The sequence below is a fragment of the Thermorudis peleae genome, assembly GCF_000744775.1.
Lineage (GTDB): Bacteria > Chloroflexota > Chloroflexia > Thermomicrobiales > Thermomicrobiaceae > Thermorudis > Thermorudis peleae.
Genome location: NZ_JQMP01000003.1, coordinates 183,070 through 209,824, shown reverse-complemented (window position 1 = coordinate 209,824; position 26,755 = coordinate 183,070). Strand labels below are relative to the sequence as shown.

Genomic DNA, 26,755 nt, shown 5'->3' with positions numbered 1-26,755 from the left:
ATGCTTGAGGCGATGCGGCAGTGGGCTGGAGGTGGCAGATGACGGCCGCAATTGAGACGGTGGGGCTCACGCGGGATTTTGGCAGTCTGCGGGCGCTTGACAACCTGACGGTGACGGTGCCCGCTGGCAGCATCTTCGGCTTTCTTGGGCCGAACGGGGCTGGGAAGACGACGACGATCCGGCTGCTGCTCGGCCTGCTTGCGCCGACGGTGGGGCAGGCACGAGTGCTGGGGTTCGACCCGTGGAAGCAGGGGGATGCGGTTCGGGCGCGGGTGGGCGTGCTGCTGGACTATCCAGGGCTCTACGACCGGCTGACGGCGCTGGAGAACCTGGAGTTTTTCGGCCGGATCTGGCACCTCTCGGCGAGCGAGCGCCGTGCGCGCAGTGAGGCGTTGCTGCGGCACTTCGAGCTGTGGGATCGCCGGAACGATCCGGTGGGGCAGTGGAGCCGGGGGATGCGCCAGAAGCTGGCGATTGCGCGGGCGCTGTTGCACCGGCCGGCGCTGGTGTTCTTCGATGAGCCGACGGCGGGGCTCGACCCGGTGGCGGCGGCAGCCCTGCGTGAGGATATTGCCCGGCTGGTTGCGCAGGAGGGGGTAACCGTCTTCTTGACGACGCACAACCTGGCGGAGGCGGAGCGGCTCTGTCACCTGGTGGGGGTGATCCGGCAGGGGCGGCTGCTGGCGGTCGGCACGCTGGCGGAGTTGCGGGCACGGCAGGGGCAGCCGCGGCTAGTGGTGGTGGCGCGCACGGTGCCGGAGCGTGCCGTTGCAGCGCTGCGCGCGCAGCCGGGCGTGGAGGCGGTGACGCCGACGCATGAAGGGCTGGTGGTGACGCTGCACGACAGTGCGGTCGACACTGTGCCGCTGGTGAGCCTGCTGGTGCAGCAGGGGGTGGAGGTGGCCGAGGTGCGGCGCGAGCAGGCGTCGTTGGAGGACGTCTTCTTGACGCTGATGGCGGAAGAATCGCAGGCCGAAGCGCAGCAGGAGGTCGTGTGATGGTGCAGAAGACGGAGCGGCCACGGGCTGAGGGCGGATCGCTAGTGGCCGACAGCGTGGCGGTCTTCTGGAAAGATGTGCGGGAGGGGCTGCGCAGCGGCGGGACGGGGCGTGGCGGCCGCTGGACTCTGCTGTTCATCCTCGGCTACTTTGGCATCATCTTGCCGCTGATCGCGACGCCGAGCCGGACGCACGGGGTGCCCCCGGAGCTGGCGCCGGGGCGGGTCATCGCGGGGGTGCCGGTGATGCTGGGGCTCTTGCTGATCGCGTTCATCTTTCCCGGCAACATCGTCTGCGATGCGATTGCGGGCGAGCGCGAGCGGCACACGCTGGAGACGCTGCTGGCGACGCGCTTGCCCGACCGGGCGATCCTGCTGGGGAAGCTGCTGGCGGGGATCGCGATCGGGATGGGGCTGTCGGTGGTCTGCCTGGTGCTGAGCACGGTGACGACGCTGGTGGTCCATCCGGGTATGGGGCTGCCAGTTCCCCCGGCGTGGCTGGGAGGCTTGCTCCTGGTAGGGCTTGAGCTGGCGGTGTTTGAAGCGGCGCTGGCGTCGATCGTCTCGATCTATGCGCGGAGTCTGCGGCAGGCCCAGCAGTTTACGAGCATGTTCTTTGTGGTGTTGTTCCTGGTGCCGTTCATCGGGCTGCAACTGATGCCGGCTGGGTTGCGGCAGTCGGTGGTCAGCTGGCTGAGCGGGTTGCACCCGCTGCAGGCTGCGCTGGTCGGGGCGGCGGTGGTGCTGGCGATCGACGTGGTGCTGCTGGCGGTGAGCTTCGCGCTGTTTCAGCGGGAGCGGCTGCTGCGGAGCTAAGGTGCTCGCAAGATCGGGGGCGCAAGCAACCGGCACGGGCAGCGAAGCCGCGCTGCTCCCTGTGAGAAGAGAGGGAGCAGCGCGGTACCGGACAGGTCCAGGGGTTAGAACGAGAGGTCGTGGACGTTGGGGTAGTCGGCGACGACGACGTTGCCGAGGGTACCGTCGGCGAGCTTCTGCACTTTGCGGACGACGACGGTGACGTAGAGCCCCTGGGCTTCGGGGTGGAAGTGCACCTCGTTCATCGGGCCCTGGAAGCGAACGTTGCGGATGGCCTGGAGGAAGGCGTCCTTGTTGCTGGTGTCGCCGCTGACGGCGTCGAGCGCTTTGGCGAGGATCATGACGGTGATGTAGCCCCAGTACTCGAGGTGGCCGGGGAGGCGGTTGTACTTGGCCTGGAAGCGGTCGACGAAGGCCTTGTTCTCGGCGCGGTCGTAGCGGGCAGCGTAGTTGATGGCGCTGATGATGTTGAGGGCGGCATCGCCGACTTCCTTGAGGTAGGGCTCGTCGCCGACTTCGGCCGTGCTGAGGACGGTGTACTTGTCCTTAAGGCCGAAGTCCTGGAATTGCGTCATGAAGCGGATGGCGTCGGCGCCGATGAACCACGTCCACACCGCCTTCGCGTCGCCGATGCTCTGGGAGAGACGCTGGAAGTAGGGGCCGAAGTCCTGGGTGTTGAGCGGGGGATAGACCTCGGTGGTGACCTGGCCACCAGCTTTCTTGAAGTAGGTGCGGAAGACGTCGGCGGTGGCGTGGCCGGTGGAGTAGTCGGGCGCCATGAAGGCGACGGAGCGGAAGCCGCCTTTGTCGTAGGCCCATTGGGCGAGGATGTACTCGTACTGGCCCTGGCAGAACGAGGTGCGGAAGATGTAGGGGCTGCGGACGGTGGGGTTGCGGGTCAGGTCTGGCCAGCCGGCGGTGGAGACGAGGGTGAGTTGCTGGTTCTGGTGGAGGTAGTCGCGGTTGGCGGTGAGTTCGGGAGTGATGGTGAAGCCGGTGATGGCGTCGACGTGCTCGCTCTCGACAAGGCGGCGGACTTTGGCGACGGCCTGCTGGGGCGAGCCAGCGGAGTCTTCGGCGAGGAGTTGCAGCTGCCGACCGCCAGCTTTGCCGCCGAGTTCGTCGAGTGCCAGCTGCATGCCATCGACGTGGCGCTTGCCGGATGCCGCGAGATCGCCAGTGAGGGCCGCGATCACGCCGATCTTGAACGGCGTGGTGCTGCGGGCAACGCCGGTGGTGGGCGTGGGCTGGGACGCTGGCGAGGGGGTGCTGGCGGAAGTCGTTGGGGACGCGGCTGCGGCTGGCGCGGTGGTCGGGCTTGTGGCGGGGGCCCTGGTTGGGGCAGGGGTGGCAGTTGGCGTTGCAGTGCTGCCTCCCGCGCAGGCGGCGAGCAGCGCGCCCGCAAGCGTAACCCCGGAACGGGCCAGGAATTGCCGTCGGTTCATGTACTCCTCCCCTTTCTACACCATGCTCGTCTAGAGGGTGATCGGCGCTGATCCGCCTCGCTTGTGGCAACGTCATGCCACCCGGAGGCGATGGCCGGCAGCCGCAGTCGGCCATGCTGCCTCGGCTGATGCGTTGCGGTGAGGAGACGGTCAGCTCAACCGCACGAAATGGTTCTTATGGAGCATCGTGCTGAGAGGGTGGGGCGCGGTCAAGGCCGCTGTTCAGCAATGGTGGACACGGCTGTCAGGCGCGCAGCTCAGGAGTGGGCGTAGGGCGTGAAGAGGTCATGCCGGTTCGGGGCGTGGGCGAGGGGGTTGTGAGGGGATGGCGCAGGTTCCAGAGGAGTGAGCCGAGGTTGAGCAGGAGGGCGAGGGCGCAGAGTGCAAGGCTCAGCTGCACTTGGCGCGCTTGCGGCGGGATGCGGACAACGGCGAAGCCAGCAAGGCCGCCAGCGCTCGGGACGTCAAGCGCCTCGATGCGGGCGATATGCGGCGCATCAGCCAGGCCGCGGGCGACGGTGACGCGCACTGCTGTGCCGGGCGCGGCACGGGCGGGTGCGGTGAGCACTGCACGCCCCTGGGCGTCGCGGGGCAGGCCGGGGGCGGGCTGGCCGTCGATCCAGACAGCGTAGCGGGCGGCAGGGGCGGTGAGGATGAGGTCGAGGCCGGGCCCGCCGAAGGTGATGGTCGCGCTCGCGCCAGGTTGTGTTGGCCGGAGGACGGGGGCGCCGTGCCAGGTGTCTGGCCCGGCTGACCAGTGCGCGTCGTGGGTGAGGTAGCGGCTGGCGGCGGTGTAGACGCCGGTCCACGCCCGGTCGAGGACTCTGCGGGACTGGCTGAGCAGTGTGTAGGCTGGGCGCGGGGTAAAGTCCTCGTTGACGATGGCGAAGCCGCGGGTGGGGTCGTCGCGGTTCTGGGGGTCGGTCGAGGGGATGGGCCAGCGGAAGTACCAGATGCACATGACGCCCATCCACGGCCACTCCCGCTGGGCGCGGAGATAGCCCTCGTAGAGGTAGCGAGCCTGGGTGTCGGGGCTGACGGATTTGCCCCAGACCGATGGACGGCCGGTCCAGCCGGGCGGGAGGGCCTCCCAGGCGTATTCCATGACCCAGAGCGGCTTGGCAGCATCGCCGTTGCGCACCATGATCTCGCGGGTTTGGATGACGCGGGAGAAGTTGTTGCGGGCGAAGCTGACGCGGCGGTCTTCGGGGCTGTAGCCGTAGCCGTAGACCATGGCGGTGGCGATGTCGAAGTAGGGCTTGGCGCCGGCGTCGTACATGCCCTGGAGGAAGAGCAGGTCGCTGAGGTTGGCCGGGCCGCGCTGGTCGGTGGGGGCGAGGCCGGGCATCAGGACGACGATCGAGGGGTCGGCCTGTTTGGCAGCTTCGTAGCCGGCTTTGAGGAGTTGCGTGAAGGCGGCGGGGTCGATCGGCTGGCAGCCCCATTCGCCTTGCAGGTTCGGTTCGTTCCAGAGCTGGATATAGTGGATGCGCCCGCGGTAGCGGCTGACGACGGTGGCGACGAAGTGGGCGTAGTCTGCAAGGTGCGTGGGTGGGCCGTCGGGGCACTGGTCGAGGTTGGGCTGGCCAGCGCGAGCCCAGCGCGGCGGCTTGTCGAGCCGGGCGATGATCTCGATGCCGCGGGCCTGGGCGAGCTCGACGATCCGGTCGTACTTCGTCCAGGTGCTGCCGCCCCACTGCGGGTCCTGGTAGACGCCGGGCTGCGGCTCGATCTCATACCAGAAGAACGGCTGACGGATGGAGCTGAAGCCGGCCGCGGCGATCATGTCGAGCTCGCGCGCGACGTCGGCCGGGTTGGCGAGCTCGTTGAGGAACGTGTTGACGCCGAGCGGGTTGACGTCCGTATACGGGATGGGCTGGCCGTCCTCGCCGGTCTCGATGCCACGGAGGGCCATCCGGCCCGCGAGGACGACGCCGCCGGTGGTCGCCAGCAGGCCGAGGATGACGGCCAGGTGCGCGGCAACGACAACCCACTGCCAGGCCCGCCAGCGACGGGCTGGCACGGCGGCAGGCTGAGGCGTGAGACGGCGCAGTGGCGCCGGTGGTGCGGAGCCGGACGGTGGTGTCCTTCGCGTCATCGTGCGTTCGCGTCCGTGTCGGCACGGTGGGCGCTCGTGCCGCGGCAAGGGTAGCCGGGCGGGGGCGAGCGCGCAAGCTGGTGGCCGGGCGCGGGTACAATACCGATATTGGCAACGCAGCTGGCGTTGTCCGAGGAGGGACTGTGCGACACGATGCATCACTGGCCGAGGCGGCTCCACTGCTCGACCGTTTGCCAGCGCCCCAGCGCGCGGTTGCGGCACGGTTGGCGGAGGTGTTCGCCGCGCACGGCCAGGCACTCTACCTGGTTGGCGGCGTGGTGCGCGACCTGCTGCTCGGGCGGCCGGTCGGTGAGCTGGACTGCGCGACGTCCGCCCCGCCGGCGGTGACGAAGGCGCTGGCACAGGAGGCTGGCGCGGAGGCGATCTACACGGTTGGCGAGGCCTACGGCACGATCGGCCTGGTCATCGATGGGGTGACGGTCGAGATCACGACGTTCCGGGCGGAGGTCTACCCAACGCCCGACCGCCATCCGGTGGTGACCTTCATCGACCGGCTGGAGGCCGACCTTGCGCGCCGCGACTTCACCATCAACGCCATGGCGCTCGACCCGCTCACCGGGGCGCTCGTCGATCCGTTCGACGGGCAGGCTGACCTTGCGCGCCGGGTGATCCGGGCGGTCGGTGACCCCGCGGCGCGCTTCGACGAAGACCCGCTGCGGATGCTCCGGGCCGTGCGCCTGGCGGCACAGCTCGGGTTTGCCATTGAGCCGCAGACGCTGGCTGCGATCCAGGCAATGGCGAGCGAGCTTGGGCGGGTGAGCGTCGAGCGCATCGCCGCCGAACTCGACCGGCTGCTGCTCGCGCCGCGGCCATCGCACGGGCTGCAGCTGCTGCGCGAGAGCGGGCTGCTGGCGGTTGCCCTGCCCGAACTGGTGCCGATGGCCGAAGACCGCGGCCTGGGGCGGCATAAGGATATCTGGCGGCACACGCTCAAGGTCGTCGACCAGACGCCGCCACGACTGGCGGTGCGCTGGGCGGCGCTGCTGCATGACGCCGCCAAGCCGATGACCCGCGTGATCAACGAGCACGGGGAAGTCCACTTCTTCGGGCATGACGTGGTCGGCGCCGAGCTGGCCCGACGGCTGCTACGACGGTTGCGCAAGGACAAGGCCCTGACGGAACGCGTGGCCCAGCTGGTCGCGCTGCACCTTCGCCCAGCCGCCTATGACGAGACCTGGACGGACAGCGCCGTGCGCCGCTTGATGGTCGAGACGGGTGATCTGCTCGATGACCTGCTCGATCTGGCCGCGGCTGACGTCACGAGCGCTCGGCCCGAGCGGCGGCGGCAGGCTGCACAACGGTTGGCCCAGCTGCGCGCGCACATCGCCCGGCTGCGCGAGGAGGCGGCGCTGGCCGAGATCAAGAGTCCGCTGGACGGCCACGAGCTGATGGCCTTGTTCGGCCTGCCGCCCGGACGGTGGATCGCCGGGCTCAAGGCGTACTTGCGCGAGCTGGTGCTCGACGGCACGCTCGCGCCCGGCGACAAGGCTGGGGCCCAGGCAGCGGCCGAGCGCTGGATGGCCGAGCACGCCGCCGAGTACGGCATCACCTGGCCGCCAGCGCAACACGCCGCTGACCGGAACGCTTGACGGGGGTGCGTGGACAGCGCATACTGTCCGTACACTGGGCGGTGGAATCCCAGACGCGTGCTGACACGCGTGGGGAGCCGCGTGGCGCGCCGGAAGGGTGGAGGCAGCGCATGATTCTCTCGGATCGCGATATTCTCGCCGCGCTCAAGAGCGGGCGGATCAAGATTACGCCCGAGCCTGACCTGTCGACCCAGCTCGGGGCGTGCTCGATTGACCTGCGCCTCGGCAACACCTTCATGGTGTTCGAGCATTCGCGCTTCTCCTACATCGACCCGCAGCAGCCACAGTCGATCGACGCGGCGATGCGCACGATTGTGGTGCCGGACGGCGAGGCGTTCATCATGCAGGCGGGCGACTTTGCCCTGGCCTCAACGCTCGAGTATCTCGAGCTGGCCGATGACCTCGTCGGCCGGTTGGAGGGGCGGAGCAGCATTGCCCGGCTGGGGATCACGGTGCACAGCACGGCGGCGCTGTTCGAGCCGGGCTGGGCGGGCACGGCCACGATGGAGCTGTCGAACCTGGGGCGGATGGCCGTTGCCCTCTACCCGGGGATGCGGATCTGCTCCTTCACGTTCGAAGAGCTGACCTCCCCCGCGCTGGTTCCCTACCGGCACAAGCGTGGCAACAAGTACGCCGGCCAGGTCGACCCGCGGCCGAGCCGGCTGCCTGAGGAGCTGACGACGCGCCGGCGCGGCGGGGAGTAAGACAGCGCGGCCATCGGGAGGAGGGGGCGATGCCATGCTCGCTCCTCGTCGAGCGCTGGGGGTGCTTTGTGCCTCGGCGTCGTCCAGGGGTTGCCGGGCTGCCAGGCTGAAGAGGCGTCTCTCGACGCGCTCGTCGCGATCGCTCCAGCGATTGTGGCGGCGCACCTGGACTGGCTGTACCGTCACAGTCTCCCAGCACCGGCGTGCGGGACACGCGAAGTCCGGGTGAGGACTGCGGGACGCGTTGCCAGGTGTTGGGGGTGCGCACCCACGAACGGCGGAGCTGCGTGGTGCTCCCACGCACGACCGGTAACGCATGTGGAGCCCGCTGCGGCTTTCTGCTGATGGAAGAAACGCCGGGCGAGCCGGCGTCCTGCCTGCGACGATCTTCCCAGAACGACAACGAAATCACGAGAGGCGCGCGAGCGCTGCAGGCGGCGATTTCTGCTGAAAGAAAATGTGGCGGTTTTTGCCTCGCTCGCTGTCTTGATAGTGAGTAGAAGGGGGAATGCTGGGAGCCCAGCGGCGAGCGTGCGCCTGGGTGCCGGCGGCGCCACCTTCGCCCGTCGGGGCGCACTCCTTCCCGGCGGGGTGGTCAGGCTGCATGGTGAAAGGAGCGCCTCGTGATACCGTCGTCTGCGTTGTCTGGGCCGCGGCTGGACTGGGAAACGGTCGCGGCGGACTACTGGCAGCGTGGGCTGCCGGTCTTTCCGGTGCAGGGGAAGCGTGCGCTGGTGACCTGGGGCCCGTACTGCGACGCCCTACCCACGCCGGCGGAAGCGGCGGACTGGCCCTGGCAGGCGGCCACCGGGCTGGCGTTGCCGATTGGCCTGGCGCTCGAGCGGCTGGTGCCGGGGATCTGGGTGCTGGACATTGAAGCGCGCTTCCGTGACGCGGCGGTGGACTGGCTGCGGCAGCAGTGCCCGGCCTGGGAGCAGGGGCTGGTGGTCGAGACGGGCTCGGGCGGGCTCCACGTCTACCTGCGCGCGCCTGACGGTCAGCCGGTGCGCACCACCCGCTGCGCCTGGGGCGACGTCAAAGCCCAGCGGAGCTACGTGCTGGTGCCGCCCTCGCGGCATCCGTCGGGTGGGGAGTATCGCTGGCTGCACGCGGGGGGTGGCGACGACTGGAGCGCGGTGGCGGTGCTCGATCCAGCAGTGCTGCCGGGGGTGGGGCGCGCGGGGGGCACGGAGGCGGCACGCGACGGGGGAGCGGCGCGGTGGACGACGGCGGCGGTGCTGGCCGGGGTGCCGCAGGGGCAGCGCAACACCGCGCTTTTTCAGCTGGCCTGCCGGCTGCGCGCGGCCGACGTGCCGGCTGTGGTGGCGGAGCGGCTCCTGGCCGAGGCAGCGGCGGCGTGCCAGCCGCCTTACCCTTCCGATCCTGGCGAAGAGTCAGTCGCCGCGCTCATCGCCCGGGTCTGGCGCACCTACCCGCCCGGCGAGCCATCCCATTCCTCCCGTTCCCTTTCCCTAAGGGATCGGGAACGGGAGGAATCGGACAACGCTGTCCGTGACCACATTCCCGGTTCCTTCCCGAACCATTCCCGCCGGGAACCGGTTCGGGAATCCCCCAATGGTTCCCCGGAGGCGATTCCCGATTCCCGTTCCCTAATAGGGAACGGGAATCGGGAATCGGGAACCAGGGAGGACGGAGGCCGGGAGGAGGACCCGGCCGGGCCGCCGGGTGGCGCGCCGCCCGGCGGCGGGGACCCCAGCCCGGAGGCCGTCGCGGTGCTGCGCCTGCCCGAGCCCGAGCCACGCCGCTGGCTCCTGCCGGGCTTCGTCCCCGAGCACACCGTGACCCTCTGGTTCGGCGACGACGGCAGCGGCAAGTCGACGCTGGCCACCGCCCTGGCTGTCGCTGTTGCCACCGGCACGCCGTTCCTCGGCCAGCCCGTCGAGCCCGGCGTCGTGCTCTACCTCGACACCGAGTTCGCCCAGGACGAGTTCGTGCGCCGGTGCCAGCGCCTCGTGCGCGGCCTCCAGCTCACGCCGACCGAGGCCCAGCGCGATGCCCTGCGCTACTACCGCCTGCGCGCCAGCCTCGGCAGCCCCGCCGGGCAGGACGAGATCGCCCGCCTGGTCACGCGGTACCAGCCCCGCCTGCTCATCGTCGACAGCCTGACGCTCGGCTCCTATGCCGATGACCTGAAAGAGGCGACGGCCGCCGCCGGGATCATCGCCTTCCTCGAGAGCCTGCCGACCACCGTGCTGGTCATCGACCACATCCCCAAACCGCCGCCCGGCCTCGGCTATGCCGCCACCCCCCGGCCCTGGGGGAGCTTCGCGAAACGGGCCAAAGCGCGCCACGTGGTGCTCCTCTCCGCCACCGACGGCGCTGCCGTGCTGCTGCGGGTGACCAAGTCGAACCTGGCACCGGTGGGGGCACTCTGCAGCGTTGCCCTGCACTTCACCGCCGACGCCATCCAGGTGCGCCCACTTGAGCTGACCGACGCCGCCCTCGATGGCCTTGCGCCGCAGTTGCCGCCGCAGGAACAGCTCGCCCGCGTCCTCGCTCTAGAGGGCCCGCGCACGCCTGACCAGCTCGCCGAGCAGCTCGGCCTCGCCGAGAAGACCGTGCGGAACACCCTGACGCTCCTGCGCCGCCGTGGGCGCGCTGCTCCCCTCGGCGACGGCCGCTGGGCGGCTACTGGCGATGCGGCCCAGCCGGATGCTCCCCCCGCGGCGGATGCTCCTGCCCCGCCCGCGGAGCCCCCGCCCCCCGAGCCAGCCCGGGCTGCCACCGCCACCGCACCGGCCACCGGTGGCCAGCCGAGCGATCCGCCTCCGGTGGCGGTGTCCACCCCGCCCGCGCCGACTGCGGCAGCTGCGCCAGCGAACCGCTTCGCCCTCTCGCCCCAGGCGGTCACGCTGTTCAGGACCTGGGCGCGCCTCGGCCCGTCGAGCATCGCCGACGCTGCCCGGGCCGCTGGCCTGCCGGTCGATGTGGCGATGTCGGCTGCCCATGAGCTGGCCGACGCTGGGTGGCTACGCCTGCTCGCCACCTCACGCCCGGGAACGTCTCAGTCACGCTACCGCCCCGCTGGGCGCGTCCTGCCCCCTGAGCCGGCCATCTGCAACTGGTGCGCCCGTGACTTCTGGCCAGCCGACCCAAGCGGTCGCTTTTGCAGCGCGGCCTGCAGTGCTGCCTGGCACGCGGCAGTGGCCTCAGCCGAACAGGGGTCAACCGAGCAGGCGACAGCCGGATCAGACGGCGCGCTCGCCGCACGCGCCGCCCGCTGACCAGCTGGCGGGGCGTGCACTGCCGCGCCGTTGGGGATGTAAGTCGCGCAGGGGGTCGTGCGTTGAACAGGGTGGAAGTCGCTCGCGAGCGCCCCAGGCCGGGGGCGCCCGGGCGGACAGGCAAAGCCGGTCAGTGACCGAAGGGAGGTGTGTGATGCGGATGCGACTGACGCTGCTGGCGGTGCGGCTGGTGCCGGTGCTGGCCCTGCTTGGGACGGCTGCCGCGCTGCTCGAGCGAACTTACTACATGGGCGGCTACTACCTCTACTAGGCCGGGGGCGGGGCCAGGCGCACCCGGCGCCAGGCGGCTGGTCGTCTCCCCAGCCAGCTGCCTGCTCTCCTCCTCCCGTCGGCTGGAGCGGGCATGCCCATGGTCGTCGCTGGGCGCCCGCTCCGGCGGCTTTTCAGCCGTGTGCTACCATCCCGCTGTGATCCCTCCGGCGCCTGGTCAGGACGCGTCCTCGGCCTTGGCGGGCGTGGGCGTCACGCCGGCGACGCGGTCTTCGAAGCGGGCAAGGATGAAGAGCAGGGAGGACAGCCGGTTGAGGTAGGCCAGCGCCTGGGGGTTGTCGAAGGCGCCCTCGTGGGCAAGCCGGACGACGAGCCGTTCGGCGCGCCGCACGATGGTGCGTGCCAGGTCGAGCGCGGCCCCGCCGAGGCTGTCGCCGGGCAGGATGAAGTGGCGGCCGAGCGGGACGTCGGCAGCCAGGGCGTCGGTCTCGCGCTCGATGCGTGCGACGTGCTCGGCAGTGATGTGGTAGCGCTCTTGCTCGATGCCGGGGGCGAAGGCGAGCTCGGCCATCAGCAGGTAGAGGTCGCGCTGAACCTGGATGATCAGCGCCTTGGTGCGCTCGTGCTGGGCGAGGGCGCGCGCGAGGCCGAGGGCGGCGCTGGCTTCGTCGAGCGTGCCGTAGGCGTCGGGCTGCGGGTGATACTTGGCGACGCGGGTGCGGCCGCCGAGCAGGTCGGTGTAGCCCTCGTCGCCTTTGCGGGTGTAGAACATGGGAGCCTCCCTCCGTTGGCCTGGCCCAAGGATAGCTGACGGCGTTAGGCGCCGTAGCCCGGCCCCGTTTGGGCAGTGAGGCCGAGCGCGCGCACGCCCTCAAGCGCGCCGTTGACGAGGAAGCCGATGTCGCTGCCGGCGGTGACGAAGCGGAAGCCCTGGGCTGCGCGCGCCTGGGCGTCGGGGATGGAGTAGGCGGCGAAGCCGGGGACTTTGCCGAGCTGGCGGCAGACGTCGAGTACGTGGGCGATGGCTTCGGCGTGGCGGGGGTCGTCGGCCGCGCGGCGGTAGTCGATGCCGAGGGAGAGGGCGAGGTCGGCGGGGCCGATCCAGCAGCCGTCGATGCCGTCGACAGCGAGGATCTCGTCGGCGTGCTCGACGGCGGTGATGGTCTCGATCTGGACGGCGACGAAGAGCTCGCGGTCGATCCAGTCGGGGTAGTCGGCGCCGTAGACGCGGGCGCGGCCCCAGCCGAGGGAGCGTGTGCCGCGGGGCGGGAAGTGGCAGGCGTCGGCGACGGCCTGGGCGTCGGCCCGGCTGTTGACGAGCGGCACGATGATGCCGAGTGCGCCGTCGTCGAGGGCACGGCCGATCAGCGTGTAGTCGTTGCGGGCGACACGCACCATCGGGACGGCGGTGCCGTGGGTGAGGGCGACGAGGGTGTCGATGAGGCCGTCGGGGCCGAAGGTGCCGTGCTGCGTATCGATGAGGATGAAGTCGATGCCGCAACTGGCGAGCGCCTCGGCGACGAGCGGCGCGTAGAGTTGCAGCGTGTAGCCGAACGCTGGCTGGCCGGCGAGCATCTTACGCTTGGCCGTGTTTTCCCGCATACCTGCAATCCTTTCCCTCTGTGTGTGGCGGCTCGAGCGCCGCTGTGCTTCAGGCTACCGCATGGTTGCCGGAAGGAAAAGCCTGGGCTAGGCTTACCGGGGAATTGGGAGAACGGGCGGGGGCCGTTATGGCAGGAGTGGAGGTTGCGCAGCGTTCGCGCCGGGCGACGCGGCAGGCTGCTGCGCGGGGAGTGGGGCTGCCGCGGGCGTGGGCGCGCTGGGCGCTGCCGGCGGGGACGCTGGTGGCGTGCCTGCTGGTGACGCTGGCGCTCTATGGCCGGGCGCTGGGCTTCTCCTTCTTTCTCGACGATGCCTACGACACGACGCGGACGCAGGAGCGGAGCTACTGGCAGCTGCTGACGCAGCCGCTGCCGAACGGGTATCCCTACTTCCGGCCGATCCCGTTCGTGCTCTGGAAGGCGACGTTCGACCTGCTTGGCCGCTACGACACGGTGCTCCTGCACGGGGTTTCGCTGCTGGGGCACGCGCTGGCTGGCTGGTGCGTGGTGCTGCTGCTGCGCCGGGCGGTGGGCTGGCGGTGGGCGCTGCTGCCGGGGGCGTTCTTCCTGGCGTTTCCCTGGAGCTACCAGGCGGTTACGATCTTTGGGGCGATGTGCCATCCGCTGTCGTTACCGCAGGTGCTGGGGGCGCTGGTCTGCTGGCTGCGTGGGCGGGAGCGGGGATCAGCAGGCTGGCTGGCCGCGGCGGGCGTGCTGGCGGTGACGGCGCTGCTGACGCACGAGTCGGCGGTGCTGCTCGGGCCGGCGTTGCTGGCGATCGAGCTGTGGCGCTGGCGGAGCGGGCGTGCGCGGCGGCCGAGCGCGTGGCTGCTCCTGCCGCTGCTGGCGGAGGCGGGCTACCTGCTGGTCTGGTTCGTGGTCTTGCCCAAGCCGCGTGGCGACCACGTGGTGCTGCGGGACGTGCTCTGGAACAGCGTGTTTGGGCTGGAAGGCGTGGCGTTCCCGGTGACGCGCCAGCTCAGCTGGCTGGTGCCGCCGGCCGCGCTTGAGGCGCACCCGCTGCGCTGGGTGGTGGGGACGGGGCTGGCCGGGGTGCTGGCCGGGCTGCTGCTCCACCGGACGGGGCGGCAGGGCTGGCTGGGGCTGCTGGCGCTGGCCTGGGCGGCCGTGGCGTTTGCTCCGGCAGCGACGCGCCTCACGTTCCCCGGCTACGTCGTCAACAGCCCGCGCCTGCTCTACGCTGCCTCGCCGGGGATTGCGGCCTTCTGGGGACTGCTGCCGCGGGCGGTCTGGCGTGCCTGGGGCGAAGGCGTGGCGGTGACGCGCTGGCGGCACGCTGCTGCGGTGACCGTTCCGCTGGCGCTGGCGGCGGTGCTCGTGCAGAGCGTGCAGTTCATCGCCATGCGCACCGACTGGTTTGCCGCGGCCTCGACGGTGGCCGAGGGGATCATCCGGCTCGGCGCGGCGCATCCCGGCGGCCAGCTGCTGCTGGTCAACGTACCGGCCTGGTTTGCGCGCGACCGCTACGAGTGGCCGATTGGCCGCTTTGGTGTGCAGGTTGAGCCGGAGTACGTGGGGCTAGAGCGGGTGGTGCTGGCCGGGGCGAACGTGCGGGCGACGGTGGAATCGCGGTCGCTGGCGCCGCCGGTGCACGCGTGGCGGCTGACGTTCGGTCCCCATGGTGAGCCGATTGACCATCAGGCCATCGACCAGCGGTTGCGGGCGGGCTTCGCGCTGGGCGTCACCGAGTTCTTGCCAGACGGCATCGTCGTGCGGGAGCCGGGGCGGCTTCTCCCCGGCGGGGCGACGGCTGCCACGCCGCTGGCGACCTTTGCCGATGCGCTCGAGCTGGCTGAGGCGACGGCGCAGCGCACTGGCTCGCGACTGGTGGTGCAGCTGCGCTGGCAGGTGCGCCAGCCGCTCGGCCGTGACGCGATGATCTGGCTGCGGGTGCGCGACGCTGCCGGGCGCATTGTCGCCGAGCGGCGGGACTACGCGCTGGCGGGAATGAGCGCGCCGCGGCTGTGGCAGCCGGGTGACGCCGTCGAGGACTGGTGGCTGCTGCCACTGCCGGCGGGGACGGTTGGGCAGCTGCAGGTCGAGCTGCAGCTGGTGGCCACGGCGGACTGGCACCCGCTGCCAGGCACGCCGCGTCCGGTCGTGATGCTTCCAGCGCCGTGAGCGCGGGCGCTACTCGATGAGGTAACCGCGGGCGCGGAGGGCGTTGCGGGCGCGCTCGAGCGCCTCGAGGGAGCGGGCCTCGAGCGTGTGGACGTGGAGGCCGTCGGTCAGCTCACTCAGCAGGTGGGCGCGTGTCCGGGAGACGGCGTCGAGGAACTGCTCGACGTCGGCGCGCGAGGCGAGGCGCAGGTTGCCGCGCAACTCGCCGTAGAGCGGGTGGTCGACGATGACGTCGATGACCTCGACGCCGGCATCGACGAGCGCGAACAGTTCGTCGGCCGTCTGGGCTGGCGTGTGCCGGACGGCGACCATCGCCCGCAGGCCGGTTGCCGGGGAGGCGAGCTGGTAGCCGCGGGGTGTGGCGGTGATGGCGGCGCCGCGAGCCCGCAGGACAGCGATGTCCTGGACGATGATCTGGCGGCTGACGCCGAGCAGCGCAGCGAGTTCGCCGCCGGTGAGCGGCCGGTCGGCCTGGCGCAGGCAATCGAGCAAGCGCGCGCGGCGTGCCTCAGGGGCGGCTGCCCGGTCGGGAGTGAGCGGCGACGGCGCGTGTGTCGTGGGCATCAGCGTGCTCCTTCGGCGGGCTGAGTGGCGGCTGCGGCAGCGGCTGGCTCGACGGTGATGGCATCGACAGTCGTGAGGATGCCACGGAAGAGGAAGGCCGTCTGCCGGTTGGCGGTTTCGAGGTCGAACGGATGCAGGGCAGAGGTGGCGTCGACCGGGATGATGACCTGGTACCAGCGCAGGGCTGCACTCGCGGCGGTGTAGTGGACGCAGATGCTGGCGACGGTGCCGCAGATGACGAGGTGGGTGATGCCGCGGAGGCGCAGCTCGTGGTCGAGCGGCGTGCCGTAGAAGGCGTCGTAGCGGCGCTTGGGCAGCACGAGTTCGGTGGGCTGGGGAGCGAGGGCATCGACGATCTGCCAGCCCCAGGTGCCAGCGAGGCAGTGCTCGCCCCAGATCGGGAACTCGGGATCGCCGGGGTAGTGGGTGTCCTGGGTGAAGACGGTGAAGAGGCCGTGGGCGCGGGCGAGCGCGAGCAGTTGCTGGATGCGGGGCACGGTGGCTGGGGCGTCGGGGACGAAGAGCGCGCCCTGCGGCTCGACGAAGTCGTTCTGCATGTCGACCACGATCAGGGCTGTCCGGGCAGGGTCGATCGCGACGTGGCTGGCCACCGGGTAGTCGGGAACCTCGACGACGCGTGTCATGGCGGACTCCTTTCGTTGCCGGTCGGTGGGCGCGGGCGTGCGGCCAGCAGATGCGGTCGTGCCCACCTGTGAGCTGACAAGACACCTGTCATGTCAGAGTGTACGGCAGGGCGTGCAGCGGTGGCAAGGCGTGCTGGGGGCAGCTAGGCTGCGGCCCAGCGTTCGAGCAGGGGGTCGAGCGCGGGGTGGAGGCCGTCCTGCATGACGATCACGCCGGACTCAGCCGCGAGCTGCTCAGCGGCCTCGGTCGCGCTCGAGCCCGCGACGGCCGGCAGGACGAGCGGCACAGCGCGGCGCAAGAGCGCAGCCCGGGTCAGCGCGCGCTCGACGTCGTGCTCGTCGACGACCGCCGAGACCTCGATGACCAGCCAGACCTCGCGCCCGTCGGTCAAGCGGCCGCGGGCGATCAGGTCGGTGTCGAGCAAGGCGCGGTAGGCGGCCGGGCCGAGGCGGTCGGCGAGTGGCTCGAGCAGCACACCAGGCTGGTCGGCGCGGAGCCGTCGGACCTGGTGGCCGAGGATCGAGGCGAGGCGATGGAGATAGAAGGTGTAGTGGAAGAAGCCACTGAGCACCCCAAGCCGGTCCTCGACTCGCTGGAAGCGGGCCTCCACCGCCTGGCGGAAGGCCCGGAGTTCTTCCACCAGGCTGGCGATCTGCTGCTCGACCTGCTCCATACGCACAGTGAGACTCGCAATCTGTGCCTCGACGCGCTCCATCCGCGCAGTGAGGCTGGCGATCTGGGCCTCGACGCGTTCCATGCGCTCAGTCAGGCTGGCGATCTGCGCTTCAACACGCTCCATCCGCGCCGTCAGATTGGCGATCTGCTGCTCGGCCTGCTCCATGCGCGCGGTGAGGCTGGCGATTTGGGCTTCGACACGCTCCATGCGCTCGGTGAGAGCGTCCATGCGCGCAGCGAGCTGGGCCAGCCGCTGCTCGGTCACCGCCTGGCGGTCAGCGAGCTCGGCCATGCGCTCGGCGAGGGTGGCGAGCTGGCGCTCGGTGGCCTGTTGGGCGTCGAGGAGGGCGGCGATGGCCTGCGCCTGGGTCTCGGTGCGGGCTTCGAGGCGTTCGAGCCGCTCGTCGAGCCGGGCGAGGCCGGCCTCCGTCCGCTCCTGACGGGTCGCCAGGAAGGTGATGCGGTCGGCGAGTTCGGACGTACGGGCCGCGAGTTCCTCGATGCGCTGGGCAAGTTCAGCGAACCGCTGGTCGACGCGGGCCGGCAGGGCGAGCAACTCCTCGCTTAGCAGCTCGCGGCGCAGCGCCTCGCGCAGCTCAGGGTGCTCGCGCACCAGCCGCAGCAGTTGCTCGATCAGCTCGTGGTCGTCGTGGTGGGCTGCCACCGGCAGGCTCCTCTCGACCCAAGGATAGCTGGCATCTCAGCCGGGCGCAAGCGTTGCCCGTCACGACGGCCAACTACGCCCGGCCGGGGCCCGGCGATGGTCGTGCCCCGACGGCGCCAGTGCTGGCAGTATTGGCGGTACAGCGGGGCAATGTCCTGCGGCGGCGCGGGGGCATGGTAGAATCGCGCCGGGCCTGGCGGCAGGCTGGGCTGAAGCTGGCGTGCAGGGTGCAGACGGAGAGGGTTGGTGGAGATGGCCAACACAGCAGAGCGGCCGTCGGTGTTGTGGGACCTCCTGGCCGGGGCCTGCATCGTGCTCGGGGCCTGGACGGTCGCAATGCCCTATGCGCTGCAGTTCTGGCTCTACCACGGAGTGCGGATCAACGACGTCGTCTGCGGCTTTTTGATCGTCGGCTGGGCGATCACCGAACTGGTGCTGTCGCCGACCTACCGCTGGTCGGGGCTGGCCAACGTGGTGCTTGGGCTGTGGCTGGCCGTGTCGCCGTTCGTCTTTGGGGCGACGGCCTCTGGGGCGGCGGTGTTCGGCAACATCGCCACCGGGCTGATCGTGGCTGTCCTGGCGCTGGGGAGCGTAGCGGGCGGCTGGCGCAACAACCATGCAATGGCCGGGCGCGCGTAACCTTTGGCGCGCTCGTTCGTTATAGAGAGTGGGAGCGCTGAGAGGGAGTGCTCCCCTCCGCTGCTGGCCGCAGGGTGGTGGCTGCGTGAGATGACGTGAGCGAACAGGCGCGGCCTGGTGCGTGGCAGTGGAGATCTCTTGACCGGGTGATGACCCTTCGCTAGACTGTGTGGTAGTGTGGACAACACACGTCTGGGGAAGGGGAAGGAAAGGAGGGTAGCTTAGCGGGTAAGGGGCATGGGATGAGACGCACGGGTGTGCGTCAGCGGGGTGTGACGTGGTGGTGACCGGCTGCCACGTCGATCCTTGTGTCGTTTCGCGCAGTGTGCGCCTGACGGCAGAAGGTTTGTGTGCATGAAGGGGGACGTATGACGAAGCGAGTACTCTATCTTCTGGCCGCGCTCGGCCTGATCGTCGGCGCCCTGGCGGGGCTGACGACGGCGCCAGCGCCGGCACAGCAGGGCCCCCAGAACCCCGGGCAGAACGCGATCTTCTTCCCGTGGGTACCGAACGGGGAGACCCTGAACGGCACCGGGCCGTGGTACGGCACGGTGACGGTGCAGAACCTCAACAACGCGGAGATCACCGTTGACTTCCACAAGCCGGGCGATAGCTCGAGCTCGACGCCGATCCTGTCGACGGTGCTCGAGCCGTTTGCGTCGAAGACGCTGTCGGCGGCCCAGCTGGGCATCAGCAGCCCGGGTGGTGCGCTGGTCGCGCTGGCTGAGTGCTCCGAGACGGTGACGATCACGCACGGCGCGCTTGACAGCACCGACACGGTGACGGCGCCGGTCGATACCGCGACGCCGAACATCGTCGTCAAGCAGGGCAGCACGACCTATGTCTCGGGCACCGACTACGCGATCCAGAACCTGACGTCGACCGGCTTCCAGATCAACTGGAACACCATCGGCAACGTCAACGCTAACGAGCCAGCGCCGGGGTCGCAGTACAAGGTGAGCTTCAACCTGGCGCCTGGTGCCTGCCCGGCGATCGCTGGCGCGGAGAAGCACGTCGCACCGTCGGCGTCGACGGCGGCCCAGACCAGCTCGGCCCAGACGATCGTCTCCGGTTACACGGCGCTGCCGCTGTCGGACGTGACGCTGTCGCGCGGCCTGACGGTGCCGACCGACTACGACACGACGATCACGACGACCGGTCAGTGGAACTGGGTGCTGCCGATCGTCCAGACCAACAACGGCTGGGACTCGATCATCCACGTGACCAACGTCTCGCAGACTGATGCCTGCGGCGTGACGGTCATCTTCTACCCGCAGGGGACGAACCCGAGCGTGCCCAACAGCTTCACGACGACCTTGAACATGGGCCAGTCGGCAACGGTCGACCTGCTGGCGCTGGGCACCTTCCCGACCGGGCTGAACACCTGGGTCGGCTCGGCCTGGATTTCGTCGGACTGCGCGATCGTTGGGAACGTCGATCGCGTCAAGGCCTCGACCTCGATGGCGCTGACGAACGTCGTCCAGCCACGGGTGTCGTCGGATCAGGGTGCGAGCGCACAGACGGTCTACGCGCCGCTGATCTTCCAGACCTATAACGGCTGGAACACCGGCATCAACATCGCCAACCTGGGCGATTCCAGCAACACCGTGACGGTCACCTTCTACAACCAGGCCGGCACGGCGGTCGCGGCCCAGCAGGTGTCGATCGATGCTCGGTCGATGACCTACGTCTACCGGCCGGAGTTCGCCAATGTCGGCATCGGCGGCATTGCCCAGGCGGTGATCAGCGGCACTGGCCCGCTGGCGGCAGTGGTCGATGAAGTCAAGTACATGGGCACCAAGGCCGACGGCATGGGCCAGGCGATGAGCTACCTGGCGCAGACCGGCGGTGTGACGAACGACGGCCTGGCGCTGCCGCTCTTCCAGCGTGGCGCGGGTGCGGCTTCGCCGTTCGGTGACACGAGCGGCATCAACCTCTTCAACGCCAGCAGCACGACGGCCGCCACGATCGAGGTCACCTTCTATGACCAGTCGGGCGCGAAGGTGGCGCCGACCCTGAGCAGCCCGGTGATCACGACGATCCCGGCCTTCGGCGGGTTGACGATCTACGCGCCGACGGATCTGTCGACGCTGCCGCTCGGCTTCCAGGGCTCGGCTGTTATCAAGATCGACTCCGGTGGCCCGGTCAGCGGTGTCTCGAACGACGTGAACTACGCGGTGCAGGGTGACGGCTCGGCCGTGTTCAACCTGGCGGTCGTGCCTGGCCTGTTCACGCCGCCGCCGGCCCCGACGCCGACTGCAACCAGCACCGGCACGGTGACGGCCACGCCGACGGGCACCGTGACGGCCACGCCGACGGGCACGCCAACCGGCACGCCGACGGCAACGGCCACGCCGACGGGCACCGTGACGGCCACGCCGACGGGCACGCCAACCGGCACGCCGACGGCAACGGCCACGCCGACGGGCACCGTGACGGCCACGCCGACGGGCACGCCAACCGGCACGCCGACGGCAACGGCCACGCCGACGGGCACGCCGACCGGCACGCCGACGGCAACGGCCACGCCACGGTGAGCTTCCAGCAGTGCAACATTCAGCCGCCAGCAACGTCGGTGACGCTCACCGGTGGAACGCAGCCGATCTACGTCTGCTCGGGTACGGCTGGCACGTACTTCCAGGTCCAGCTCTTCGCGGCAGACGGGACGACGCCACTGTCCAACGTGCAGACGGTCTACGTGATTCCGTAGCGTATCCGTAAGCACGGCGGAGACGCTGGGGCGGCCCTGGGGGATTTCCCCCGGGGCCGTTTCTTTTGGTGCGCGGCCAATGCGCCTGGCTGTCGCACCAGCGTGTTACGCGGCAAGGCGCTCGTGCTCTTGTGCGACCATGCCCCGGTCGTGATTCCCCAGTGATGCCTGCGTTCCTGGGTGTTGGGCAGGCAATGCACCCGTGCTGTCCGCCGGCGTCGCCGGTTTGCGGGTCGGTGTTATGGTGCGAGCGATGCGCTGGGCGCTGCCCGCTGCCCGCTCGTGACGCCCGCGTTTTTCGCGTTGCCGGTTGCGCGTTGTGATGTTGTGCGCGTTTGGCGCGTGCGCTGAGCCGGGTGTTGACTCGGGCGCGCACCTGCGCATCGTGCATCGACGTCATGGCCCAGCTCTGCGTGCGCCTCCCGGTTGTGCGTGGGCCAGGTGTGGCGTGCTGGGGTGGCGAGCGTGGGCCGTGGCGACGGCCTGGGGCTCGCTGGCAGGCTGGAGCGCCTGGCACAGGCTGTCTCTGCGGGAGAGCTGGCAGCGCTGCGTGCCCTGCCCTGGCATGCCGGCACAAGGCTGGTCAGAGACGGCGTGCGCGGGCGTGCCCGAGCAGCAGGGTGGGCCGGGAGGTTACCTCCCGGCCCACGTGCGTGGAGAAAAAGGACTGGAGCAAACGGACTGGTGTGATCGAGTTAGGTGGGGCTAGGGCGTCGGGGTGGGCGTGGCCGCGGGGCGTCCGCTTGCGCCCGGCGTGGCCTGTCCACCGGCCCGGCCGGCTCCGCCAGTCCCGGCGCCCGCGCCTGAGGTGCCTGCGCCCGAGGTGCCTGCGCCCGAGGCGCCTGCGCCGCTGGTGCTGCCGGCTGCTGGCGTCGGCAGGAAGCCCGACGGCACGACGATCACGGCGCTGGCGGTCAGCGTGCCGTCGCTGCCGCGGGTGCCCGTAACCAGTACCTCAGCGCCGCTGGTGAGCGCGCTCTGGCTCGCCTGGCTCACCGTGCCGATGTGGGTGTCAGCCGTGAGGGCGACGGTGAGCTGCTGGCCGTTGGCGAGCGTCAGCGTGAGCTGCTGGCCGTTGACAGCGCTGACGGTGCCGCTGATGGCGCCGCCGAAGCCGCCTCCGCCGAAGCCCTGGCGGCCACTGCCACTGCCGCTGCCGGTGCCACCGGCGGCGTCGGCTGTGCCGCTCGCTGCGGCGACGCCGCCTGTGCCGCCCGCGCCGATGACGACCGGCTGGACGTTCTTGGCCGCCGTGTTCCGGCCGTAGACCGAGCCGGCGGCGAATGCAGCCCCGATGCCGAGGCCGAGGATGATGACGACGGCGAGTACCTGGGTAAAGCGATTGCGCATGCCTTCTCCTTTCCACCCCTACCCAGCGATCCCGTGCCTGCTGCCTGTCCGGTCGCCCGGCGCCGCGTTTCCCTGGCACCGGGCGGGCCGCAGCAGTGCGGCGGGCGTGGCGGCTGCGTGTCACTCATACCGCAGGGCCTCGATCGGGTTGAGCGAGGCAGCCCGCATCGCCGGGTAGATCCCGGAGACGATCCCGACCGCTGCGGCGACGGTGAAGGCCAGCACGATCGAGGACGGCACGATCGCCGTTGTTAGCGTGCCGGTGCCGATCTGCCGGCCGTTGAGCACGTGGGCTGCCCCGACGCCGAGCAAGATGCCGGCTGCGCCGCCGATCAGGCTCACCGTCACGGCCTCGATCAGGAACTGGGTCAGAATATCCCGTCGCCGGGCGCCCATCGCCTTGCGGATGCCGATCTCGCGTGTGCGCTCCGTGACCGAGACGAGCATGATGTTCATGATGCCGATGCCGCCGACGACGAGGGAGATACCGGCGATGCTGCCGAGCAGGATGGTGAAGGCCTGGATCGCGCTCGAGAGCGTGTTCAGGAAGTCGAGCGGGCTCAGAATCGTGAAGTCGTCCTGAGCGACCTGGTGGCGCGTGCGGAGCAGGTCGTCGATCTGGTTCTGGACGGTTGGGATTACGTCCGTGCTGGTGACCTGGACGTCGAGTTCGTCGACGAGCTGGCCACCCTTGGTGTTGCGGTTAACCTGGATCTTGCGGGCGAGCGTTGTGAGGGGCATCAGCACTTGGTCGTCGACATTGACGAAGCCGAGGCTGCCCTTCGACTGCATCACGCCGACGACGCGGAAGGGGATCGAGACGCGGCCGGCCGAGACGCGGACGGTCTGGCCGACCGGCTCGGTGTCGCCGAAGAGTTCCTGGGCGACGTTGGAGCCGAGGACGATGACCGGGTTGGCGGCGGTAACGTCCTGGTCGGTAAAGAAGTCGCCGTCGACGGGATAGTAGCTATGGACGTCCTGGTAGGCTGGGGTCGTGCCGATGATACGGGTGTTGACATTCTGCCCCTGGTAGATGACCTGGGCGTTGCCGTAGACGACGGGGACGACGGCCTTGACGTTGTCGACGTTCTGGGCGATGGCCTGGCCGTCGTCGATGCTGAGGGTCGGGGCGGTACCGGCGGCCGTGCGCACGCCGTTCTGCTGCTGGGCGCCGGGGCGGATGTAGAGCAGGTCGGTGCCGAGCGAGGAGATGCGGGAGACGACCTGCTGCTGGGCGCCCTGGCCGATGGCGATCATGGCGATGACGGCACAGACGCCGATGATAATGCCGAGCATGGTGAGGGCGGTGCGCAGCTTGTTGGTGGCCAGGGCGTGGAAGGCGATGGCGAAGGCGTCGCCGATGCTCATGGCTGCACCTCCGGTGAAGTCACCGCGGGCGCAACGGTGGCCCAGCTGCCGGCCAGGACGGGCTCCTGGCGCTCGTCGCCGATGACGAAGCCGTCGCGCATGCGGATGACGCGTTGCGTGTGAGCGGCGATATCGGGCTCGTGGGTGACGAGGACGATGGTGATGCCGCGCTCGGCGTTGAGCCGCTGGAAGATGGCGAGGATCTCCTCGGCGGAGCGGCTGTCGAGGTTGCCGGTCGGCTCGTCCGCGAGGATGAGGGAGGGCTCCTTGACGAGCGCCCGGGCGATGCCGACGCGTTGCTGCTGGCCGCCGGAGAGCTGGGTGGGGCGGTGATCGAGGAAGTTGCCGAGTCCGACGGCGATCAGCGCCTCACGGGCCCGCTTGCGGCGCTCGCTGCGCGGCAGGCCGAGGTAGATGAGCGGCATCTCGACCTGCTCAATGGCGGGCAGGTGGGGGAGCAGGTTGTAGTTCTGGAAGACGAAGCCGATCTTTTTGCTGCGGATCTCGGCCAGCTTGTCGTCGGAGAGCTCGTTGACGAGGACGCCGTCGAGTTCGTAGGTGCCAGAGGTGGGCTGGTCGAGGCAGCCGAGGATGTACATCAGCGTCGACTTGCCCGAGCCGGAGGGCCCCATGATCGCGACCAGCTCTCCGTCGGCAATGTCGAGCGAGACGCCGGCCAGGGCTGGGATCGTCACGCCGCCTTCCATCTGGTAGATCTTCTTGAGGTTACGGACGCGGATCATCGCACACCTCCTATCGCCCGGGGCCGCCGAAGAAGCCGCCGCCACCGAAGCCGCGTGGCGCGTTGGCCGCGGGCGTCGCTTGCGTGGTCGTACCAGTCGTGCCAGCCGTGCCAGTCGTGGGCACGACGACGAGGTCGCCTTCGTTCAGGCCGCTGGTGATCTCCGTAAGGTTATTGGAGCTCAGGCCGGTCGTCACGGTCCGGGTGACCATATGGCCATTGGCCCAGACGTCGACGACCTGCTGCGTGCCCTGGCGACGGATGGCCCGCGAGGGGACGACGAGCACGTTGGTGTGCTGCTGGGTGATGATCGAGGCGGTCGCGGTCATGCCCGGGGCCAGGCTGCTGGTGGCCGGGGTGTTATCGAGGGAGAGCAGGACGGTGTAGGTCACGACGCCCTGGGTGACGGTGGGCGAGAGCGAGATGGCCGAGACGTGGCCGGTGAAGCGCTGGTTGGGCAGGGCGTCGAGCGTGATGATCGCCGGCTGGCCGACCTTGACGTTGGGCACGTCGGTTTCACTGATCGTCGCCTGCAGGTAGAGTCCGGTGTTGTTGAGGATGCTGATGGCGCCGCTGGCGCTCGAGGTGCCGACCAGGTCACCGGGCTTGATGTTGACGGCCGTTACGACACCATCGATCGGCGCAGTCAAGGTGGCCTTGGCGAGGTTGTCCTGGGCCTGCTGCAAGGCGGCCTGGGCTTGCTGGACAGCTGCCTGCTGCTGGGCGACGTCGGTCGGCAAGGGGCCAGCGAGCACCTGCTGCAGGTGAGCCTGGGCAGCGTTCAAGGCTGATTGCGCGCTCTGGACGGCCGCCTGAGCGTTGCTGATATCGCGGGCGGTGGGGTGGAGGAGCTGGTTGAGTTTGGCGTTGGCGGCGTCGAGCGCAGCCTTGGCCGAGTCGACCTGCTGCTGCGCGGCCTGGATCGTGCTGGGGTCAGGATGGAGCAACTGGTTGAGCTTGGCGTTGGCAGCATCGAGCGCGGCCTTGGCCGAGTCGACCTGCTGCTGCGCGGCGGCCAGCTGGTTCGGGTCGGGATGGAGGAGCTGGTTGAGCTTGGCCTGGGCGGCATCGAGCGCCGACTTGGCGGCGTTGACTTGCTGCTGGGCCGCGGCGACCTGGCTGGGATCGGGGTTGAGCAACTGCTGGAGCTTGGCGTTGGCGGCATCGAGGGCTTGCTTGGCCGACTGCACCTGCTGCTGGGCCGCGGCGATCTGAGCGGGGTCGGGGTTCATGAGCTGGTAGAGCTTCTGGCGAGCGGCGTCGAGTGCGGCCTTGGCGGAATCGACCTGGCGCTGGGCAGTGACGCAGTCGGGATAGCCCTGCCGGCCGCAGAAGGTGAGGTTGTTCTGGGCCTGGCTGAGGCTTGCGCCAGCCTGTTGCACGGCCTGGTTGGCAGCAGCGATGTCGGCCTGGCTCGGATGCTGGAGCGTGTTGAGCGTGTTGAGGGCACTCTGGTAGGCTGCCTGAGCCTGAGCGACGGCCTGCTGGGCCGCAGCGACGTCGGCGGCGTTCGGCTGCTGCAGGTTCTGCAGGTTATTGAGCGCGGTCTGGTAGTTGGCCTGGGCTTGCTGGACAGCTTGCTGGGCTGCGGCGACGTCGGCCTGGTTCGGGTTTTGGAGCGTGTTGAGGTTATTGAGCGCGGTCTGGTAGTTGGCTTGGGCCTGCTGGACGGCCTGCTGGGCGGCAGCAATGTCAGCCTGGCTCGGGTTTTGCAAGGTATTGAGGTTGTTCAGAGCCGATTGGTAGGTTGCCTGAGCCTGGGCCACCTGCTGCTGCGCCGCAGCGATGTCGGCCGGGCTCGGGTTCAGTAGAGCGTTGAGGTTGTTGACGGCCTGGGTATAGGAGGCCTGGGCCTGCGCCACTTGCTGTTGCGCCGCAGCGACGTCAGCCTGGGTGTAGGGGTGCATGACGGCGTCAAGACGCGCCTGGGCCGCGGCGACCTGGGCCTGGGCCTGGTTCACCTGGTTCTGCAGGTCGGTCGGGTCGAGGCGAGCGAGTGGCTGGCCGGCCTTGACCTGGTCGCCGACCTTGACCAGCACTTCCTGGACACGGCCCGATGTGGCGAAGTTGAGATTCAGCGTCGTGTCAGTCGTCAAGTTGCCGGAGGCCGAGACCGTCGCGGCCACTGTGCCCCGGCGGACGGGCGTGACGGTCGGCGGTGTGACAGGGGCAGATGACTGGCCGGTCACGCGGTAGTAGGCCGTGTGGCCGACGACGGCGCTGATCAAGAGCGCGGCGAGGAGCACGGCGCGTTGTGTCCAGGAAAACGGAAACTTGGGGAACGACCACGGGGCACGCAGACCAGCAGTTCCGGTGCTCATCGGCAGTGGGCCTCCTTGCTGACAGCACGACACGCCTGACTTTGCCGGGGAAGGATACCCCGGCCTGGCTCATAATAGTGCCGCATGGTAACCGTTGTGTAAACGGCTTCTTACGATTGCCGGGTGGGGTTGCTGAGCGGGCGGGGATACCGGTAGGCTTGGAGTGCGCGCAGGTGTTCCTCGTGAGG

The 26,755-nt window shown here is 69.7% G+C and carries 20 protein-coding genes; 9 read left to right on the top strand and 11 right to left on the bottom strand.

The features are described 5' to 3' along the window. The first annotated feature begins 38 nt into the window (after positions 1-38). A complete protein-coding gene (locus N675_RS03950; protein ID WP_038038176.1) occupies positions 39-998 on the top strand; it encodes an ABC transporter ATP-binding protein in 960 nt (319 codons plus the stop codon). Beyond that, a complete protein-coding gene (locus N675_RS03945) occupies positions 998-1,813 on the top strand; it encodes an ABC transporter permease subunit (RefSeq protein ID WP_038038174.1) in 816 nt (271 codons plus the stop codon). Before N675_RS03950 ends, N675_RS03945 begins: the two co-directional genes overlap by 1 nt. Positions 1,814-1,917: 104 nt before the next feature. Here the strand turns inward: N675_RS03945 and N675_RS03940 are convergent, their stop codons facing one another. Together N675_RS03940 and N675_RS03935 are read right to left on the bottom strand one after the other, a co-directional pair. Continuing rightward, entirely contained in the window at positions 1,918-3,258 is a 1,341-nt protein-coding gene (locus tag N675_RS03940) for an ABC transporter substrate-binding protein (protein ID WP_038038172.1), read from the bottom strand. 244 nt (positions 3,259-3,502) lie between these two features. Next, complete coding sequence (locus tag N675_RS03935) at positions 3,503-5,281, bottom strand: cellulase family glycosylhydrolase (RefSeq protein ID WP_231577926.1); 1,779 nt, start codon at positions 5,279-5,281, stop codon at positions 3,503-3,505. A gap of 218 nt (positions 5,282-5,499) precedes the next feature. Here N675_RS03935 and N675_RS03930 point away from each other — a divergent pair, with 218 nt between their 5' ends. The 3 genes from N675_RS03930 (at position 5,500) to N675_RS03920 (ending at position 10,915) form a co-directional block, all read left to right on the top strand. Continuing rightward, positions 5,500-6,966, top strand: coding sequence for a CCA tRNA nucleotidyltransferase (locus N675_RS03930; protein WP_051914101.1), 1,467 nt, complete (start codon positions 5,500-5,502; stop codon positions 6,964-6,966). Positions 6,967-7,076: 110 nt separating this feature from the next. After that, complete coding sequence (gene dcd / locus N675_RS03925; RefSeq protein WP_038038171.1) at positions 7,077-7,670, top strand: dCTP deaminase; 594 nt, start codon at positions 7,077-7,079, stop codon at positions 7,668-7,670. A gap of 623 nt (positions 7,671-8,293) precedes the next feature. Beyond that, positions 8,294-10,915, top strand: a complete 2,622-nt coding sequence (locus N675_RS03920; RefSeq protein ID WP_038038170.1) for an AAA family ATPase — start codon at positions 8,294-8,296, stop codon at positions 10,913-10,915. Positions 10,916-11,363: 448 nt separating this feature from the next. Here the strand turns inward: N675_RS03920 and N675_RS03915 are convergent, their stop codons facing one another. Continuing rightward, a complete protein-coding gene (locus N675_RS03915; protein WP_038038169.1) occupies positions 11,364-11,918 on the bottom strand; it encodes a cob(I)yrinic acid a,c-diamide adenosyltransferase in 555 nt (184 codons plus the stop codon). 44 nt (positions 11,919-11,962) lie between these two features. Next, positions 11,963-12,748, bottom strand: a complete 786-nt coding sequence (locus N675_RS03910) for an HpcH/HpaI aldolase family protein (protein WP_051914099.1) — start codon at positions 12,746-12,748, stop codon at positions 11,963-11,965. Positions 12,749-12,990: 242 nt separating this feature from the next. On the opposite strand from N675_RS03910, the gene N675_RS03905 reads away from it, so the two are divergent. Continuing rightward, on the top strand, positions 12,991-14,889 hold the full coding sequence (locus N675_RS03905) for an ArnT family glycosyltransferase (protein WP_197066268.1): 1,899 nt from the start codon (positions 12,991-12,993) through the stop codon (positions 14,887-14,889). 9 nt (positions 14,890-14,898) lie between these two features. On the opposite strand, the gene N675_RS03900 is transcribed toward N675_RS03905, so the two are convergent. The 3 genes from N675_RS03900 to N675_RS03890 form a co-directional block, all read right to left on the bottom strand. Next, the gene (locus tag N675_RS03900) at positions 14,899-15,453 is read right to left on the bottom strand and encodes a transcription repressor NadR (protein ID WP_051914097.1); all 555 of its coding nucleotides are present in this window, start codon (positions 15,451-15,453) and stop codon (positions 14,899-14,901) included. After that, the gene (locus N675_RS03895) at positions 15,453-16,097 is read right to left on the bottom strand and encodes a cysteine hydrolase family protein (RefSeq protein WP_051914095.1); all 645 of its coding nucleotides are present in this window, start codon (positions 16,095-16,097) and stop codon (positions 15,453-15,455) included. Before N675_RS03895 ends, N675_RS03900 begins: the two co-directional genes overlap by 1 nt. A gap of 143 nt (positions 16,098-16,240) precedes the next feature. Continuing rightward, positions 16,241-17,437: a hypothetical protein gene (locus tag N675_RS03890; RefSeq protein ID WP_051914093.1), complete on the bottom strand. Its 1,197-nt coding sequence runs from the start codon at positions 17,435-17,437 to the stop codon at positions 16,241-16,243. A gap of 252 nt (positions 17,438-17,689) precedes the next feature. Between N675_RS03890 and N675_RS03880 the strand changes: the two genes are divergently transcribed. The 3 genes from N675_RS03880 (at position 17,690) to N675_RS14250 (ending at position 20,786) form a co-directional block, all read left to right on the top strand. After that, positions 17,690-18,076, top strand: a complete 387-nt coding sequence (locus tag N675_RS03880; RefSeq protein ID WP_038038165.1) for an SPW repeat protein — start codon at positions 17,690-17,692, stop codon at positions 18,074-18,076. Positions 18,077-18,444: 368 nt separating this feature from the next. After that, positions 18,445-20,613 (top strand): DUF4815 domain-containing protein, encoded by a 2,169-nt coding sequence (locus N675_RS03875; RefSeq protein ID WP_038038163.1) that lies wholly within the window; start codon positions 18,445-18,447, stop codon positions 20,611-20,613. Continuing rightward, a complete protein-coding gene (locus tag N675_RS14250) occupies positions 20,610-20,786 on the top strand; it encodes a hypothetical protein (RefSeq protein ID WP_156100811.1) in 177 nt (58 codons plus the stop codon). Before N675_RS03875 ends, N675_RS14250 begins: the two co-directional genes overlap by 4 nt. Positions 20,787-21,491: 705 nt before the next feature. Here N675_RS14250 and N675_RS13520 read toward each other — a convergent pair. The 4 genes from N675_RS13520 to N675_RS03855 all read right to left on the bottom strand — a co-directional run bounded on the left by N675_RS13520 (position 21,492) and on the right by N675_RS03855 (position 26,567). Then, complete coding sequence (locus N675_RS13520) at positions 21,492-22,136, bottom strand: DUF5666 domain-containing protein (protein WP_051914091.1); 645 nt, start codon at positions 22,134-22,136, stop codon at positions 21,492-21,494. A 120-nt stretch (positions 22,137-22,256) separates the two neighbouring features. Continuing rightward, positions 22,257-23,504, bottom strand: a complete 1,248-nt coding sequence (locus N675_RS03865) for an ABC transporter permease (RefSeq protein ID WP_038038159.1) — start codon at positions 23,502-23,504, stop codon at positions 22,257-22,259. Continuing rightward, a complete protein-coding gene (locus tag N675_RS03860) occupies positions 23,501-24,247 on the bottom strand; it encodes an ABC transporter ATP-binding protein (RefSeq protein WP_038038158.1) in 747 nt (248 codons plus the stop codon). The genes N675_RS03865 and N675_RS03860 overlap by 4 nt, the downstream gene beginning before the upstream one ends. 10 nt (positions 24,248-24,257) lie before the next feature. Beyond that, the gene (locus N675_RS03855; RefSeq protein ID WP_038038156.1) at positions 24,258-26,567 is read right to left on the bottom strand and encodes an efflux RND transporter periplasmic adaptor subunit; all 2,310 of its coding nucleotides are present in this window, start codon (positions 26,565-26,567) and stop codon (positions 24,258-24,260) included. Positions 26,568-26,755 lie beyond the last annotated feature (188 nt).

Excerpts from the sequence above, each read along its gene's own strand:
- N675_RS03875 (WP_038038163.1), top strand. The coding sequence starts at position 18,445 with ATGACGAAGCGAGTACTCTATCTTCTGGCCGCGCTCGGCCTGATCGTC.
- N675_RS03855 (WP_038038156.1), bottom strand. The coding sequence starts at position 26,567 with ATGAGCACCGGAACTGCTGGTCTGCGTGCCCCGTGGTCGTTCCCCAAG.
- N675_RS03915 (WP_038038169.1), bottom strand. The coding sequence starts at position 11,918 with ATGTTCTACACCCGCAAAGGCGACGAGGGCTACACCGACCTGCTCGGC.
- N675_RS03950 (WP_038038176.1), top strand. The coding sequence starts at position 39 with ATGACGGCCGCAATTGAGACGGTGGGGCTCACGCGGGATTTTGGCAGT.
- N675_RS03910 (WP_051914099.1), bottom strand. The coding sequence starts at position 12,748 with ATGCGGGAAAACACGGCCAAGCGTAAGATGCTCGCCGGCCAGCCAGCG.
- N675_RS03865 (WP_038038159.1), bottom strand. The coding sequence starts at position 23,504 with ATGAGCATCGGCGACGCCTTCGCCATCGCCTTCCACGCCCTGGCCACC.
- N675_RS03945 (WP_038038174.1), top strand. The coding sequence starts at position 998 with ATGGTGCAGAAGACGGAGCGGCCACGGGCTGAGGGCGGATCGCTAGTG.
- N675_RS03880 (WP_038038165.1), top strand. The coding sequence starts at position 17,690 with ATGGCCAACACAGCAGAGCGGCCGTCGGTGTTGTGGGACCTCCTGGCC.
- dcd (WP_038038171.1), top strand. The coding sequence starts at position 7,077 with ATGATTCTCTCGGATCGCGATATTCTCGCCGCGCTCAAGAGCGGGCGG.
- N675_RS03860 (WP_038038158.1), bottom strand. The coding sequence starts at position 24,247 with ATGATCCGCGTCCGTAACCTCAAGAAGATCTACCAGATGGAAGGCGGC.
- N675_RS03895 (WP_051914095.1), bottom strand. The coding sequence starts at position 16,097 with ATGACACGCGTCGTCGAGGTTCCCGACTACCCGGTGGCCAGCCACGTC.
- N675_RS03900 (WP_051914097.1), bottom strand. The coding sequence starts at position 15,453 with ATGCCCACGACACACGCGCCGTCGCCGCTCACTCCCGACCGGGCAGCC.
- N675_RS03940 (WP_038038172.1), bottom strand. The coding sequence starts at position 3,258 with ATGAACCGACGGCAATTCCTGGCCCGTTCCGGGGTTACGCTTGCGGGC.
- N675_RS13520 (WP_051914091.1), bottom strand. The coding sequence starts at position 22,136 with ATGCGCAATCGCTTTACCCAGGTACTCGCCGTCGTCATCATCCTCGGC.